Raw genomic sequence first — 14065 nt, 5'->3', positions numbered from 1 at the left:
CCCGCGGTCGAATGGGTCCCGGCCGCCTGGCGGAGTGAACCGCCTGATCGCCCGGCCGCCGGCCGGTCTGCCTGACCGCCGGCCACCTGACCACGGACCGAGGAAGCACCGATGCCGTCCCGCCCCGCCTCTGACACCGCCCCTCACGCCGTCCCTCACGCCGTCCCTGACGTCGTGCCTGACGTCGTGCCTGAGTTCGCCCCCTCGACCCGTCCCGGCCCCGGGGAGGCCGCGGTCGTCCGCGGGGCGGGCGCCGAACTCGTCGCGCTTGCCGCGGGCGGCGCCTTCCAGCTGCTCGTGGACGGCGGTGGTGAGGGTGGTGGTGGCGCCTTCGGGGCGAACCGCCTGACCCTGACGGAGGGGGCCGATGGCGCCAGGCCGCACTTCCACGCGCGATCCTCCGAGCTGTTCTACGTGCTCGGGGGTGTGGCGGAGTTCCTGCTCGGCGACCGCCCGACCACTGCTGCCGCGGGCGATCTGCTGGTCGTTCCGCCCGGGTTGCCGCACGCGTTCGGCGCGGCGCCGGGGAGCACGGCCGACCTGCTGGTGGTGATGTCGCCCGCGGTCGAGCGCTTCGGCTACTTCCGCCACCTCGGGCGGATCGCGGCGGGGCAGGACAGCTTCGACGGCCTGCTCGCCGAACAGGATCGCTATGACGTGCACTTCACGGACCCAGCGCCCTGGCAGCGCGCCCGGTCCGGGGACGTCCGGTCGGGGGACGTCCGACCGAGGGACGTCTGGTCCGGAGACGCCCGGTCCCGCGAAGTCCGGCCTGGCGACACCTGGTCCCGCGACGTCCGCTGACGCGGGAGGCCGGCGAGCGGGACCATGGAGGGGTGGACGCCCACCCGACCGACGGCCGCCCGGGCCCCGCCGACCTCCCGGGCCTGCTGGACGTCGCACCGACGCCCCGGACGGCGGTGGCCTGGCTCCCGCCGGCCGGGCTGTGGCCGGTGATCCAGGGGATCCGGCAGGAGCACGACCCGCAGATCCGCCGCTGGCCCCCGCACGTGAACCTGCTGTTCGGCTTCGTCCCCGAGTCGGACCTCGGCCCGGCCGCGCCGCTGCTGGCCGCCGCGGCGGCCTCGCACGCGCCGTTCACCGCCCGCCTCCGGGGTGTGCGAAGCTTCCGGCACCGCCACGACTCCACCGTCTGGCTCGACCCCGCGGCCGGCGACCCGGCGCCCTGGGCCGCGCTGTACGACGCGCTGGTGGAGCGCTTCCCCCACTGCCGGGGCCGGGCCGACGGTTTCACCCCGCACCTGTCGCTGGGGCGGACACGCGAACCGCGCCGGCTCGCCGCCGAATGCGCCGTGCGGCTCGGCGCCACCTCGGCGCGGGTCGACGAGCTGGTCGTCCTGTCCCGCCGCGGCGAGGGCCCGATGCGCGTGCGGTTGACGGTTGCTCTGGGTACGGGCGAATTGCGGTGGCCGGCCCCACCCGCCGGTCCGGAGGAGTAGCGAGGATCGCGCCGCAGGGTATTTGTCGGCGGAAAGACTGCCGCAGCGGGCCGGGGGGTGTCGGCTCTATGCGGTATTTCATGGCGTTTCGGTCAGTTTCGGGTGGGGCGGGATCCGGTGGCCGCTATGGTGCGGCCATTTCTTGTAGGCTCATGCGGCAGTGGATCAAGGGCCCTGGAGCGGTGCGGCGGTATAGCCGTGCCCGCTTGTCGTCGGTGTGCCCCGGTTCGAGGATCGGCAGTTTTTGTGAAGGTGGAAAGATGAACATGTTGAGGCGAATGGCGGCCCTCGGGGCTGTGACGCTTTTGGTGACCGGTGCGAATGTGGTCGTCTCGAGCGAGGCGCAGGCTGATCCGCTGTACCAGTCGAACCTGGACGGCTGGTGCGATCGGGGTGAGATCTGCCTCTACTACAACTCGAACATCGCGGGAGCGGTGTTCGACGTGAACTTCAACGTCTCGCACTACGGCTTCCCGGTCCCCGGTCAGCCCGGTGGCGCGGAGTTCGTCTGCAGCAAGCAGGCGCACGGGGACGGTCCGCTCTGCAACGGCGCCGGGAAGAGCGTGTGGAACAACGCGGCAGCTGTGCTCAACGAGAGCAACTGCGATGTCGCGATCTTCTACAACTCGAATTACAACGGGAGCTACGCGTACCAGGTGATCACCAGGGGGAGCTGGGCCAATCTCAACTCCAAGCTGAAGAACCAGAACGCGTCTCACAAGTTCCTCTGCTGACGCGGGCCGCTATGGTGCGGCCATTCCTGTAGGTTCATGCGGCAGTGGATCCGGGGCCCTTGGAGCGGGTGCGGCGGTATGGCCGTGCCCGCTTGTCGTCGGTGCCCCGGATCGAGGTCGGGCAGTTCTGCGGATGCGGGAGGATGAACATGTTGAGGCGAATGGCAGTCCTTGGGGCTGTGACGCTCCTGGTGGCCGGCGCGAATGTGGCCGTTTCGAGTGAGGCGCAGGCTTCGCCGCTTTATCAGTCGAACCTGGACGGCTGGTGCGACGAGGGCGAGATCTGCCTCTACTACAATTCGAACGTCGCCGGGTCGGTGTTCGATGTGAACTACGATGTCTCGAATTATGCTTTCAATATCGAGGGTCAGCCCGGTGGTGCGGAATTCGTCTGCAGTGCGCAGGCGCACGGGGACGGTCCTCTTTGCAGTGGTGTCGGGCAGCACGTGTGGAACAACGCGGCGTCGGTACTCAACGAGAGCGGTTGTGATGTCGCGATCTACTACAACTCGGGCTTCAACGGGAGCTATGCGTACCAGGTGATCACCAGGGGGGGATGGGCCAATCTCAACTCCAAGCTGAAGAACCAGAACGCGTCTCACAGGTTCCTCTGCTGACGGCCCGGCGGACCGGGGTGCCGCCGTCGGATCCGTACGTTCGGGGGAGTAAAGTGGCCCACCGTCAGGAGCTGCAACTGGCTCTGTCCGCTGGTCCACTTGACCCCTAGTCTGGACGGAGTCGAGGTGAACGAGCGGCCGGTGGGCCGCCTCAGCCAGGAGTGCCGCCCATGCGTCCCATCCCGCCCGCCGGACCACAGCGGACTCTGGTCGTCGCCCAGTTGATCAGCGCCGTCGGTGACGGTGCCTACTACACCTGCTCGGCGCTGTACTTCACCCACGTCGTGGGCATGTCGGCGACGCGGCTCGGTGTCGGCCTGGCGATGGCGTGGGCCGTGGGGTCGCTGGCGGGAGTGCCGCTCGGCCACCTCGCCGACCGGCGTGGGCCGCGCGGCACGGCGGTGCTGCTGGCGTTCGCCACCGCGGCGGCCGTCGCCACCTTCCTGGTGGTCCGCTCGTTCGGGCCGTTCCTGGTCGCCGTCTGCCTGTACGCCACCGCGCAGTCGGGGCTCACCGCCGCCCGTCAGGCGCTGATCGGCGGACTCGTCGCACCGTCGGAGCGGACGGAGGTGCTGGCCCGGCTGCAGTCGACGCTCAACGCGGGCCTGGCCCTCGGCGCGGCCCTCGGCGGCGTCGCCCTGAGCGTCGGGACGAGGGCCGCGTTCCTGGCGGTCTTCGCGGTCGACGCGCTGGGGTTCCTGGCCTGCGCCCTGATCCTGCTGCGGCTGCCCGAGGTCGCACCGGCCGCCGGGCGGGCCGAGGGCGGGCCGAGGCTCGCGGTGCTGTCGGACCGGCGGTACGCCGTCGTGGCGCTAGTCAACACGGTGCTGCTGCTGCGGATGCCGCTGCTCAGCCTGGTGATCCCGCTGTGGATCGCGGCCCGGTCGAGCGATCTCGGCTGGCTGGGCTCGGCACTGTTCGTGCTCAACACCGGTGTCGTGATGGCCTTCCAGGTCAGGGCCGCCCGTAGTGTCAGCGGGCTGCCGTCCGCCTCCCGGGCGGTGCGCGACGCGGGTGTCCTGCTGCTCGCCTCGTGCGCGGTGTTCGCGCTGTCGGCCGCCGACCTTCCGCTGTGGGGCATGGGGGCACTTCTGGTGGTGGGGGCCACGCTCCAGGTCGCCGGCGAGATGAAGCAGTCCGCGGGCTCCTGGCAGATCGCCTTCGACCTGGCCCCGGCCCACCAGACCGGCCAGTACCAGGGCTTCTTCGGTACGGGTGTGGCGGTGGCGCGCACCCTGGGGCCGTTGCTGCTCACGACGCTGCTGCTGGACTGGGGAGCGCCCGGCTGGCTGCTGCTCGGTGGGCTCTTCCTGGCGGCCGGTTGCGCGATGGGTCCGGCGGTGCGGTGGGCGGAGCGGGACCGCGCCCGCCTGGCACCGGAGGCCGCCGGGGCGCCGGTGGTCCCGTCGCCGGTCTGAGGGTCTGAGGGTCTGAGGGTCTGAGGGTCTGCCGGGCTGACTGGGTGAGGGGTGGGGTGCCCGCAGGGATCCCGGGGTGCAACCTCGGTGCACGGCGGGCCGGTTCGGGGCGGGCCCGATGCTTGACGGTGTCATGCCAGGGCCGGGAGGATGCCCGGGTCGCCCGTCCGGTCCGAGGAGAGGGACCCCGTTGGCCGTTCACCTGCCGATCCGCCGAGCACAGATCCGCCGAGCACGGATCCGCCGAGCAGAGATCCCCCGAGCGCCGATCCGCCGAGCGCCGAACAGCCCGGGCCGGCTCCGCGGCGGCCCGTTCCGCCGGGCCGCCGCCGTGCTGGCCGCCCTCGTCCTCGCCCTCGCCGGTGCGCTGGCCGCCGGCGGTCCCGCGTACGCCGACTTCGGCACCGACTACCACGACCCCGTCACTGCCGTGAAGCCGCTCCACCGGCCGGACACCCGCTCCTGCAAGGCCGAGGTGATGCACGACCAGCCGTTCCGCGACGGCTACGGCAGCCCGCCCGACACCCCGTACACCGCCACCGTCACCGCGCCCGCCGAGTGCGCCGGACCGTGGTCGGCGGTCGTACTGGACCTGCACGGGCAGGTGGCGGGGCGGCAGTTCGACCGGCTGTTCTCCGTCCGGATCGGAGGCGTGCAGGTGATGCTCTCCTCCACCCCCGAGCCCTCCGCGGACGGCATCGAGTGGGCGGTCGAACGGGACGTCACCCGCTACGCCCCGCTGCTCACGGGCGGCCCGCAGCCGTTCTCCTTCGACCTGGCGAACGTCACCGACGCCACCTATACCGGCGTCTTCCGGATCTCCGCGAGCCTCACCTTCTACACCGCGTCCGCGCGCTGGCCCGCCGCGCACACCGCCGACCGGCTGCTCACCACCGGCCCGTTCGGCCTCACCCAGGCCGCTCCCGCGGCCGCCCGGGAGCTCACCCTCCCGCAGAACCTGGAGCGCCTGACCGCCGAGGTGTACGCCCGTGGCGGCGGCGCCTGCGAGGAGTTCGCGTACGCCTCCGCGCCCGACGAGTTCGTCCGCGCCAACCCCGGTCTCGGCGCCTGCGGCAAGGGCCCGTTCCGCGAGCTGCGGCTCACCGTCGACGGGCGGACGGCCGGCGCGGTGTGGCCGTACCCGGTGATCTACACCGGCGGCTGGGACCCGTTGCTCTGGCGGCCCACCCCGGGGATCTTCGCCTTCGACCTGCCCGCCTACCAGGTGGACCTCACGCCCTACGTCGGGCTGCTGCTGGACGGCCGCCCGCACTCCCTCGGCATCGCCGTCAACGCCGCCGAGGCGCAGGGCAACGACCTCTGGAGCGGCCAGGTCAACCTGTTCGCCGAGGTCGACCACGGCGCCGCCCGCACCACCGGGCAGCTCACCGAGCACCGGGTCGCCCCGGACGCCGCCGTCGGCACCGCCCTCACCGACCGGGGCGGCGGCAGTGCGGACTGGTGCGTCACGGCGAGCCGGCACGACCTGGCCCGGGGCTGGGTGCAGACCTCGCACGGCCGGATCACCACCGAGGTCCGCGACGACCTCTCCTTCCGCTCGGACCAGCAACTGCGCGACGGGGGCAACGACCTGACGCTGCACAACCGCACCGACCTCACCCGCACCACCGCCACCTCGGGTGCCGGCCCGCGCCGCACCGCGACCGTCCACGAGGGCGCACCGCTGGACGTGGACTACCGCGTCGCCCGGGACGCGGCCGGCGCCGGGGACCAGTGGACGGCCATGGACCTCGGCTACCACCGGGAGGCCACCACCGCGGTGGGCGCCCGGATCACCGAACGCTCCACCGTCGACCACACGCTGAGCCCGTCCGCCCACCGGCACGACGGCGACGGCACCGTCCGCACCGGAAGGTCGGTCGAGGACTACCGCAGCACCGGCCCCGACGGGCCCTACCACCGCAGCCTCACGATGGTGGACGGCTGGCCGGCGGGGTAGGCCCGGAACCGCCCGGCGGCCTCCGGCGCCGCCGGGCGGTGGCCACCCGCGCCACCCGCGCCAGCTGTGCCACCCGCATCGCCCGCACACCCGCACACCCGCACACCCGCGCCACCGCGTCGCGCGCGCCGATTTATCGTCAGGTTCGCTCGATTTGCGCCAAATCCTGTTCCCAGAACGGTATTCAGCCAAAGGATCTTCGGTGTGTACGAGGCCTTCCCCTGCTGATCGTGGACTGTCAGGCTGGGCCCGATTCTGTAGAAACGGAGGAGATTCCTTGTCCCGCATATCCACACTTGCAGCGGCGGCCGCCTGCGCCCTCGCCCTCGTCGCCGGTACCGCCGGTGCGGTGTCGGCGGCGCCGACGGACCAGGCGCCCGGGGTGGCCGCGGCCGCGGCCGCGGAGAAGGTCGACCCGGTCGCCTGGACGCCCTGCAACCCCGACCCGTCGAAGCCGGACCCGAAGATCTACGACTGCGCCGTCTACCCGGTGCCGATCGACTACGACAACCCCAAGGGCGAGAAGATCGGCATCGCCATGCTGCGCCGCCGGGCCGGCGACCCGGCCAAGCGGATCGGCTCGCTGTTCCTCAACCCCGGCGGCCCGGGCGGCAGCGGCTACCTGTGGGCGACCACCGCCCGGTTCGCCCCCCAGGTGCAGGACAGCTTCGACCTGATCGGCTTCGACCCGCGCGGCGTCGCCCGGAGCAACCCGCTCCGGTGCTTCAAGACCGCCGAGGAGGCCGACGCGATCACCGGCCGGATGACCGGCGTGCCCGTCACCCGGGCCGAGGTCGACGAGACGCTGGACGCGACCGAGGACTACACCGACGCCTGCAGCCGCAACGCCGGCCCGCTGATCGAGCACATGTCGACCATCAACGTGGTCCGCGACCTCGACCGCATGCGCCGGGCCGTCGGTGACGCCAAGCTCAACTTCGCCGGGTTCTCCTACGGCACGCTGATCGGCGCCACCTACGCGGGCATGTACCCCGACAAGGTGCGCGCGCTGATCATCGACGGCAACGTCGACCCGAACCTCCGGCTGCACAACGGCCTGGAGTACGACCGGCAGCGCGCGGACGGCTTCGAGATCGCCCTGGACGAGTTCCTGAAGCGCTGCCAGGCGGTCGGCGCCCCGCGCTGCGCCTTCGGCGAGGGCGACACCCGGGCCAGGTTCGACGCGATCCGCGACCACCTGCGCACCAGCCCGGTCACCCTGCCGGACGGCTCGCAGGTCACCCTGAGCAGCTTCACCAGTCAGGTCGCCAACGCCCTCTACGCGCAGAGCCGGCTGGCGCCGCTCGCCGTGTCGATCCAGGCGCTGGACCGGGCGATCCAGCCGCAGGCCGTGTCCTCGCTGGCGGCCGCCCCGTCCACGGACGCGGCGAAGGTGCTGGCACAGACCGTTCCGGCGGCGCTGCGGGAGGCCCCGGCGGACACCCCGTACACCACCGACGACTCCTACTACGGGGTCAACTGCCAGGACAAGCCGTACCCGTCGAACACCCGGGTGTTCGCGAACGTGGCCAAGGCCTGGGAGCAGGAGTCGCCGACCTTCGGCCGGTACCAGGCCTTCGACGCGCCCGCGTGCGCGAGCTGGCCGGCTCCGGCGCGTGACGCCGAGCGGTACTCCGGCCCGTGGAACCGCCGGACGGCCAACCCCGTCCTGGTGATCGGCAACCTCTACGACCCGGCCACCCAGTACAAGTTCGCCCAGCGCATGCAGCAGCAGCTGGGCAACGCCGTACTGGTCAGCGTCGACTCGATCGAGCACTGCGCGATCGGTCGCAGCAAGGCGCTGAACGCGTTGGTCACCTCGTACCTGGTGGACGGCAAGGTGCCCGCGGCCGGCCAGCTCCTGCGCCCCGACGCCGAGATCTTCCCGTCGGCCGCCTGACGCCGGCGCGCCCGGCGTGATGCCACGGCGGAGGGGGAGCGGCCCGCGGCCGCTCCCCCTCCGCCGCTGTCGTCTCCGCTGTCGTCTGCGCCGCCGCAGTGCGGGCCGCCGCCGTCTCCGCCGTCTCCGCCGGACGGCGGGGGCTGAACGGCGGGTGTGATTCCGGACAGCTGGCCTGTTGTCATGTCCCGATTAGACGCCATGTTACTTTTGGGTAATCTCAGGGGGTCCCACGGGTGAACCACCCGCCGCTTCCTGAAGGAACATCACGTGCACCTCCACCGGTCCCGCCGTCCCGGCCGCCTCCTGCGGTCCGCCCTGGCCACCGCCGCCGCCTCCGCCCTGCTCGCCGTCGTCCCGGCCCTCCCGGCACAGGCGGACCCCTCGCCGGCCGCCGGGGCCGGCGGCGCGAGCACCGACGGGACCCCGCACCTCGACGCGATCGAGAGTGTCCTGCGCCAGGTGTCGCCGGGCCTGGAGGGCGCGGTCTGGCAGCGCACCGAGGGCAACAGCCTCGACACCCCCGCCGGCGACCGGGCCGGCTGGCTGCTGCAGACGCCGGGCTGCTGGGGCGACGCCGCCTGCGCCGACCGGCCCGGTACCCGCGCACTGCTCGACCGGATGACGGCGGACATCGCCGGCGCCACCCGGACCGTCGACGTCTCCACCCTCGCGCCCTTCCCCAACGGAGGCTTCGAGGACGCTTTGGTGGCTGGCCTGAAGGCCTCGGCCGCCGCGGGCCACCGGCTCCAGGTGCGCATCCTGGTCGGCGCCGCGCCGATCTACAACGCCAACGTGCTGCCGTCCCGCTACCGCGACGAGCTGCTCGCCAAGCTCGGTCCCGCAGCGGCCTCGGTGACGCTCAACATCGCCTCGATGACCACCTCGCGCACCGCGTTCTCCTGGAACCACTCCAAGCTGGTGGTGGTCGACGGCCGCAGCGTCATCGCCGGCGGCATCAACGGGTGGAAGGACGACTACCTCGACACCGCGCACCCCGTCTCGGACGTCGACCTCGCCCTGACCGGTCCCGCCGCCGGCTCGGCCGGCCGCTACCTGGACACCCTGTGGGGCTGGACCTGCCAGAACACCGGCCTGTTCGACAACGCCTGGTTCGCCTCCTCCGACGGCGGCGCCTGCCGCCCCTCGATCGAGCGCGAGCTCAACCCGGCCGCCCCGCCCGCCACCGGCACCGTCCCGGTCCTCGCGGTCGGCGGCCTCGGCGTCGGCATCAAGGCCAACGACCCCACCTCGCCCTACCGCCCGGGCCCGGTCGCCGCCGCCTCCGACGCCCGCTGCGGCCCGCTCACCCTGCACGACAACACCAACGCCGACCGGGACTACGAGACGGTCAACCCCGAGGAGAACGCGCTGCGGGCCCTGGTCCAGAGCGCCCGCAGCCACATCGAGATCTCCCAGCAGGACATGAACGGCACCTGCCCGCCGCTGCCCCGCTACGACTCCCGCCTGTACGACGCGCTGGCCGCCAAGCTCGCGGCCGGCGTCAAGGTGCGCATCGTGGTCAGCGACCCGGCCAACCGCGGCGCCGTCGGCAGCGGCGGCTACTCGCAGATCAAGTCCCTCTCCGAGGTGAGCGACGTCCTGCGGGCCCGGCTGACCGCCCTCACCGGCGACCCGGCGAAGGCCTCGGCAGCCCTCTGCGGCAACCTCCAGCTCGCCACCTTCCGCGCGGCCCCGACCGCCACCTGGGCGGACGGCCACCCCTACGCGCTGCACCACAAGCTGGTCGCGGTGGACGGTTCGGCCTTCTACATCGGCTCGAAGAACCTCTACCCCGCCTGGCTCCAGGACTTCGGCTACATCGTCGAGGACCGGGCCGCCGCGGCCCAGCTGGACCGCGACCTGCTGGCCCCGGAGTGGCAGTACTCGCAGGCCACGGCCGCGGTCGACTGGGCCACCGGCAGCTGCCGGGTCTGACCGCCGTCACCCCGGCCCGGTTCCGTCGTCATCCCGGGGGCGGAGCCTGGCCCGGGCCCGGGCCCCGGCCCCGGGTCACCCCCGGCCCGGGGCCGGCGGCGGGCCGGGGAGCCGGACGAACGGCTGGTTGAGGTGGGCGGTCGCCAGCACCGCACGGGTGCGGCGGGCCTCGGCGAGCAGCTCCTCGCGGCTGCGCCGGGCGAGCGCCGGATCCAGCTCGTAGGCGTAGGCCACCGCCGGGTCGGCCAGCTGGACGGCGTGCACCAGGACGTCCCCGGTGACCACCAGCCGGTGCCCGCCGCCGTCGACCAGGAGCGACTGGTGCCCCGGCGTGTGGCCCGGGGTGGGCAGCAGGGTGAGCGCGTCGCAGGCCGGCCCGGTACCGGGCAGCCGGACCCGGCCGTCCACCTCCCGCAGCAGCCCGGCCCGGCGCAGCGGCGTCACCACGTACGTCATCGCCGTCCTGGTCTCGGCGAGCGCCGCGACCTCGGCCCGCTGGACGAGGTACCGGGCGTCGGGGAACACCGGGGTGCCGTCGGGCAGTACCGACCAGCCGTAGTGGTCCTCGTGCAGATGGGTCAGGACCACCGCGGTCACGTCGCCCGGGGCGATTCCGGCGGCGGCCAGCACCTGCGGCAGCCGCCCGGGGACCGGCGCCCAGCCGGAGGCGGGACTGCCGACCGGACCGACCCCGGTGTCCACCAGCGTGACCCGGCCGCCCGGACCGCGGACGGCGTAGCAGCGGAAGTCCAACTCCCAGGTGTCGCCCGGCCCGAAGGCCGCCGGGTCGAGCTCCCGGGCGTGCTGCCAGTCGTCCGCGCCGGCGGTCGGGAACGCCTCCTGGCGGGTGCCGGGAAAGGTCCCGTGCGCGTCCAGCAGCGCCAGCACCTCGAACCGGCCGAGCTGCCGGGCCGCCACCCTCCCCCCGGGGGCGGCGGCCCGGTCGGCGTGGGCCGGGCGCCCGGCGAGGCCCCAGAGGGAGGCCGTGCCGGCGGCCGCGACCGCACCGCGCAGGACCTGGCGGCGGCCGGGACGCGGTCCGGGGCGGGCGTGCTGATGGTTCACCGGGGGCTCCTTCGCGAGGGGGGAGGGAGGAGTGGGGTGGGGCGACCGGCACCCCGTCCCCTGTGCGGGGCGCCGGTCCGACCATGCTGGCGCCCGCGGTGCGCCGGCGGCTTGTAGGTTCTTGTGCGATCGCCGCCCCCCGCGCGCAAGCGGCGACAGCCCGGCGGGGCGGCGGTAGGGTGCGCCCATGCCGGTCGAACGCAGGTGTCTGCTGAGCGGCGACGACCTCTACGTCGCCGATGTGCACTGCGAGGACCCGCCGCACGGCTGGACGGAGCTGCGCCCGGCCCCCGTCTTCGGGCTGGTCATGGTGCGCCGGGGTCTCGTCCGGGGGCGGGCCGACGGCGTCGAGCAGGTGCTCGACCCGGCCAGCGTCTACGTCGAACGGCCGGGCTGCGAGCAGCAGTTCGCGCACCCGTGCGGCGGCGACGCCTACACCGAGATCGTGCTCTCCGAGCCGCAGTTGGCCACCCTGCTGGGCGGCGACCCGGTGGTGCCGCAGGGCCTGGTGTTCACCACCCCCCGGCTGGCGCTGGAGCAGCGGCTGCTCACCGCCCGGGCCAGGGGGCAGGCGGACGCCTTCGAACTCGCCGAGCGCACCCTGGCGTTGGTCGGCCGGGTACTGGCCGGGTTGGCTCCGGAACGGGCGGCGAGCGGCCTGCCGGTGCGGACGGCGGCCCGCCGGCGGCTGGTGGACGGCGCCCGCGCGGCGCTGGCGACCGAGCCCGGACTCGGCCTGGCGGAGCTCGGCCGGGCCGTCGGCTGCTCCCCGCACCATCTGAGCCGGATCTTCCGTGCCACCACCGGCGAGGGCCTGGCCCGCTACCGCAACCGCCTGCGGGTCACCCGGGTGCTGGAGCGGCTGACCGAGGGCGAGGCGGAACTCGGCCTGCTGGCGCATGAGATGGGCTTCGCGGACCAGGCGCACATGACCCATGTGGTCCGCCGGGCGGCCGGCCTGCCGCCGGGCCGGCTGCGTGCGCTGCTCGGGCCGCACTGACCTTCCGGATGCCGCGCGGCCGTCGGCGCAGCGCGTGGGCGGTCAGGCGAACGGCAAGGAGAGCGCGGCGAGTTCGGCCGGGTCGAGGGTGAGCGCGGCGGCCGCTGCGGAGTCCCGGATGCTGGCGGGCCGCCGTGCGCCGGGGATCGGCACGACGGCGGGCGACAGGGCCAGCAGCCAGGCCAGGCCCACCTGTTGGGGAGACGCGCCGCGCTCGGCGGCGATCCGGTGGAACGCGGTGCGGGTGGCGGTGGTGTCCGCGGGGCCGTCCAGGGCGCTGCGCGACAGGCCGCCGAGCGGGCTCCACGGCAGGAACGCGAGGCCGAGCCGTTCACAGAGCCGCAGCTCCGGCTCGGCGGTGCGGACGGCCGGGGAGAAGCGGTTCTGCACCGCGACCAGGTCCGTGCCGAGGATCTCCCGGGCGGCCAGGATCTGCGCCTCGTCGACGTTGGAGACACCCGCGGCGCGGATCTTCCCGGCGTCCAGCAGCTCGCGCAGGGCGCCCACCGACTCGGCCCACGGCACCTCCGGGTCCGGCTTGTGTAGCTGGTAGAGGCCGATCTCCTCGACGCCGAGCCGTCGCAGCGACCCCTCGCAGGCCCGCCGGAGGTGCTCGGGCCGGCCGTCGACCGTCCAGGAGCCGTCCCCGGGCCGGCCGCGGCCGCCCTTGGTGGCGACCAGCGCGGCCGCCCGGTCGGCGGCCGGCCGGTCGGCCAGGGCGCGGGCCACCAGCCGTTCGTTGTGGCCGAGTTCACCGGCGTGCCAGTGGTAGGAGTCGGCCGTGTCCAGCAGCGTGACACCGGCGTCGAGCGCCGCGTGGAGGGTGGCGAGTGCGGCCTCCTCGTCCGGGCGGCCCTCGACCGAGAGCGGCATCGCGCCGAGGCCGATCGCGCCGACCGGGGCGCCGCCGATGCTGCGCTGCGGCAGCCGGGTGGGGAGCGGGAGGGGCATGTCAGGCCGCCTTTCGGAAGTCGGCGGCGACGGCCTCGTCGACGGCCGCGGGCAGCCAGTCGGCCGTCCGGGAGAACCGCAGGCCGAGCTCGACGGCGCGCCGGCCGTCCATCGGGTACCAGCGGTCGAAGGAGAACGGCGAGGCGTCCGCGCCGACGGCCGGCCTGAACCGCGCGGTGGTGCCGAGCCGGTCGGCGACCAGCTCGCCGAGCGCGACCGCGTCGAGCGGGTCCGCGGAGCAGGCGTTCACCGGGCCGACGGCGTCGGAGGCGGCGACCAGGGCCAGGGCGGCGGCGATCTCCTCGTGGTGGACGAAGGAGGTCGGCTGCGGGTCCTCGTGCACCGCGACCGGGCGGCCGGCCGCGATCAGCCCGGTGTAGTGCGCCAGCCGGCCGGTGAAGTCCCGCTCGCCGCCGCCGAGGACGTGGGCGCTGCGCACGCTCGCCCAGGAGAACGGCGGGTCCTGGGCGAGCACCGCCTCGGCCTGCCGCTTGCCCTCCGCGTACCCCGTCGCCTCGCCGAGGTGCCGGGTGATCGCGCCCGGCTCGTGCCACGGCAGGCCCGCGTCCACCGGCCAGCCGGCCGGGTCGACGGTCTGCTCGGCCACCGGCACGCCCGGTACGGTGCGCACCAGCGGCGAGGTCGCCGGGTCGTACACCTCCATCGTGGAGGTCATCACGTAGCGGTCGGTGCGGTGGGCGAACACCCGGCGGGCCACGGCGGCCTGGGCGGGCGTGTAGAGCACCTGGTCGACCACCGCGTCGAAGGTCCGGCCGCCGAGGGCGGCCCGCAGCGCGGTCTCGTCGGACCGGTCGGCCAGGACGTGGTCGACGCCGGGCGGGGGCGGTTCGGAGCCGCGGTTGACCAGGGTGACGCGGGCACCGGAGTCCCGGAGCAGGGTGACCAGGTGGAGACCGAAGTAGCGGCTTCCGCCGATGACGCAGACGTTGTTCATGGCCCCCACTCTGGTGCCGTATGGTCATCACCGGAACTACCGACTTACTGAACGGGTCATCAGCGGA

Annotated in this window: 12 protein-coding genes; 9 read left to right on the top strand and 3 right to left on the bottom strand. The window is 73.9% G+C overall.

All coding sequences use genetic code 11. From position 1 onward, the window contains the following. Positions 1–186 precede the first annotated feature (186 nt). From ACFVVX_RS27515 to ACFVVX_RS27480, 8 genes are all read left to right on the top strand, one after another. Positions 187–804 (top strand): cupin domain-containing protein, encoded by a 618-nt coding sequence (locus tag ACFVVX_RS27515; RefSeq protein WP_387949313.1) that lies wholly within the window; start codon positions 187–189, stop codon positions 802–804. Between the two features lie 32 nt (positions 805–836). Further along, positions 837–1460: a 2'-5' RNA ligase family protein gene (locus ACFVVX_RS27510; RefSeq protein WP_387949312.1), complete on the top strand. Its 624-nt coding sequence runs from the start codon at positions 837–839 to the stop codon at positions 1458–1460. Between the two features lie 323 nt (positions 1461–1783). Continuing rightward, complete coding sequence (locus ACFVVX_RS27505) at positions 1784–2194, top strand: peptidase inhibitor family I36 protein (RefSeq protein WP_387949311.1); 411 nt, start codon at positions 1784–1786, stop codon at positions 2192–2194. 161 nt (positions 2195–2355) lie between these two features. Then, on the top strand, positions 2356–2811 hold the full coding sequence (locus ACFVVX_RS27500) for a peptidase inhibitor family I36 protein (RefSeq protein ID WP_387949310.1): 456 nt from the start codon (positions 2356–2358) through the stop codon (positions 2809–2811). A 170-nt stretch (positions 2812–2981) separates the two neighbouring features. Further along, positions 2982–4229, top strand: coding sequence for an MFS transporter (locus ACFVVX_RS27495; RefSeq protein WP_387949309.1), 1248 nt, complete (start codon positions 2982–2984; stop codon positions 4227–4229). Between the two features lie 190 nt (positions 4230–4419). Continuing rightward, entirely contained in the window at positions 4420–6189 is a 1770-nt protein-coding gene (locus ACFVVX_RS27490) for a peptide-N4-asparagine amidase (RefSeq protein ID WP_387949308.1), read from the top strand. 277 nt (positions 6190–6466) lie between these two features. Further along, positions 6467–8089 (top strand): alpha/beta fold hydrolase, encoded by a 1623-nt coding sequence (locus tag ACFVVX_RS27485; RefSeq protein ID WP_387949307.1) that lies wholly within the window; start codon positions 6467–6469, stop codon positions 8087–8089. Between the two features lie 270 nt (positions 8090–8359). Continuing rightward, on the top strand, positions 8360–10027 hold the full coding sequence (locus ACFVVX_RS27480) for a phospholipase D-like domain-containing protein (RefSeq protein WP_387949306.1): 1668 nt from the start codon (positions 8360–8362) through the stop codon (positions 10025–10027). A 75-nt stretch (positions 10028–10102) separates the two neighbouring features. On the opposite strand, the gene ACFVVX_RS27475 is transcribed toward ACFVVX_RS27480, so the two are convergent. Then, the gene (locus ACFVVX_RS27475) at positions 10103–11092 is read right to left on the bottom strand and encodes an MBL fold metallo-hydrolase (RefSeq protein ID WP_387949305.1); all 990 of its coding nucleotides are present in this window, start codon (positions 11090–11092) and stop codon (positions 10103–10105) included. A 187-nt stretch (positions 11093–11279) separates the two neighbouring features. On the opposite strand from ACFVVX_RS27475, the gene ACFVVX_RS27470 reads away from it, so the two are divergent. Further along, positions 11280–12092 carry a helix-turn-helix domain-containing protein gene (locus ACFVVX_RS27470; RefSeq protein WP_387949304.1) on the top strand — a complete coding sequence of 271 codons (813 nt, stop codon included), beginning with the start codon at positions 11280–11282 and terminating at the stop codon, positions 12090–12092. Between the two features lie 42 nt (positions 12093–12134). On the opposite strand, the gene ACFVVX_RS27465 is transcribed toward ACFVVX_RS27470, so the two are convergent. Together ACFVVX_RS27465 and ACFVVX_RS27460 are read right to left on the bottom strand one after the other, a co-directional pair. Next, entirely contained in the window at positions 12135–13019 is an 885-nt protein-coding gene (locus tag ACFVVX_RS27465) for an aldo/keto reductase (protein WP_387949381.1), read from the bottom strand. 25 nt (positions 13020–13044) lie between these two features. Beyond that, positions 13045–13998 (bottom strand): reductase, encoded by a 954-nt coding sequence (locus tag ACFVVX_RS27460; RefSeq protein ID WP_387949303.1) that lies wholly within the window; start codon positions 13996–13998, stop codon positions 13045–13047. Positions 13999–14065 lie beyond the last annotated feature (67 nt).

Origin of the sequence: Kitasatospora sp. NPDC058170, assembly GCF_042883905.1 — a bacterium.
Lineage (GTDB): Bacteria > Actinomycetota > Actinomycetes > Streptomycetales > Streptomycetaceae > Kitasatospora.
This window is presented reverse-complemented; position numbering and strand designations above follow the sequence as displayed.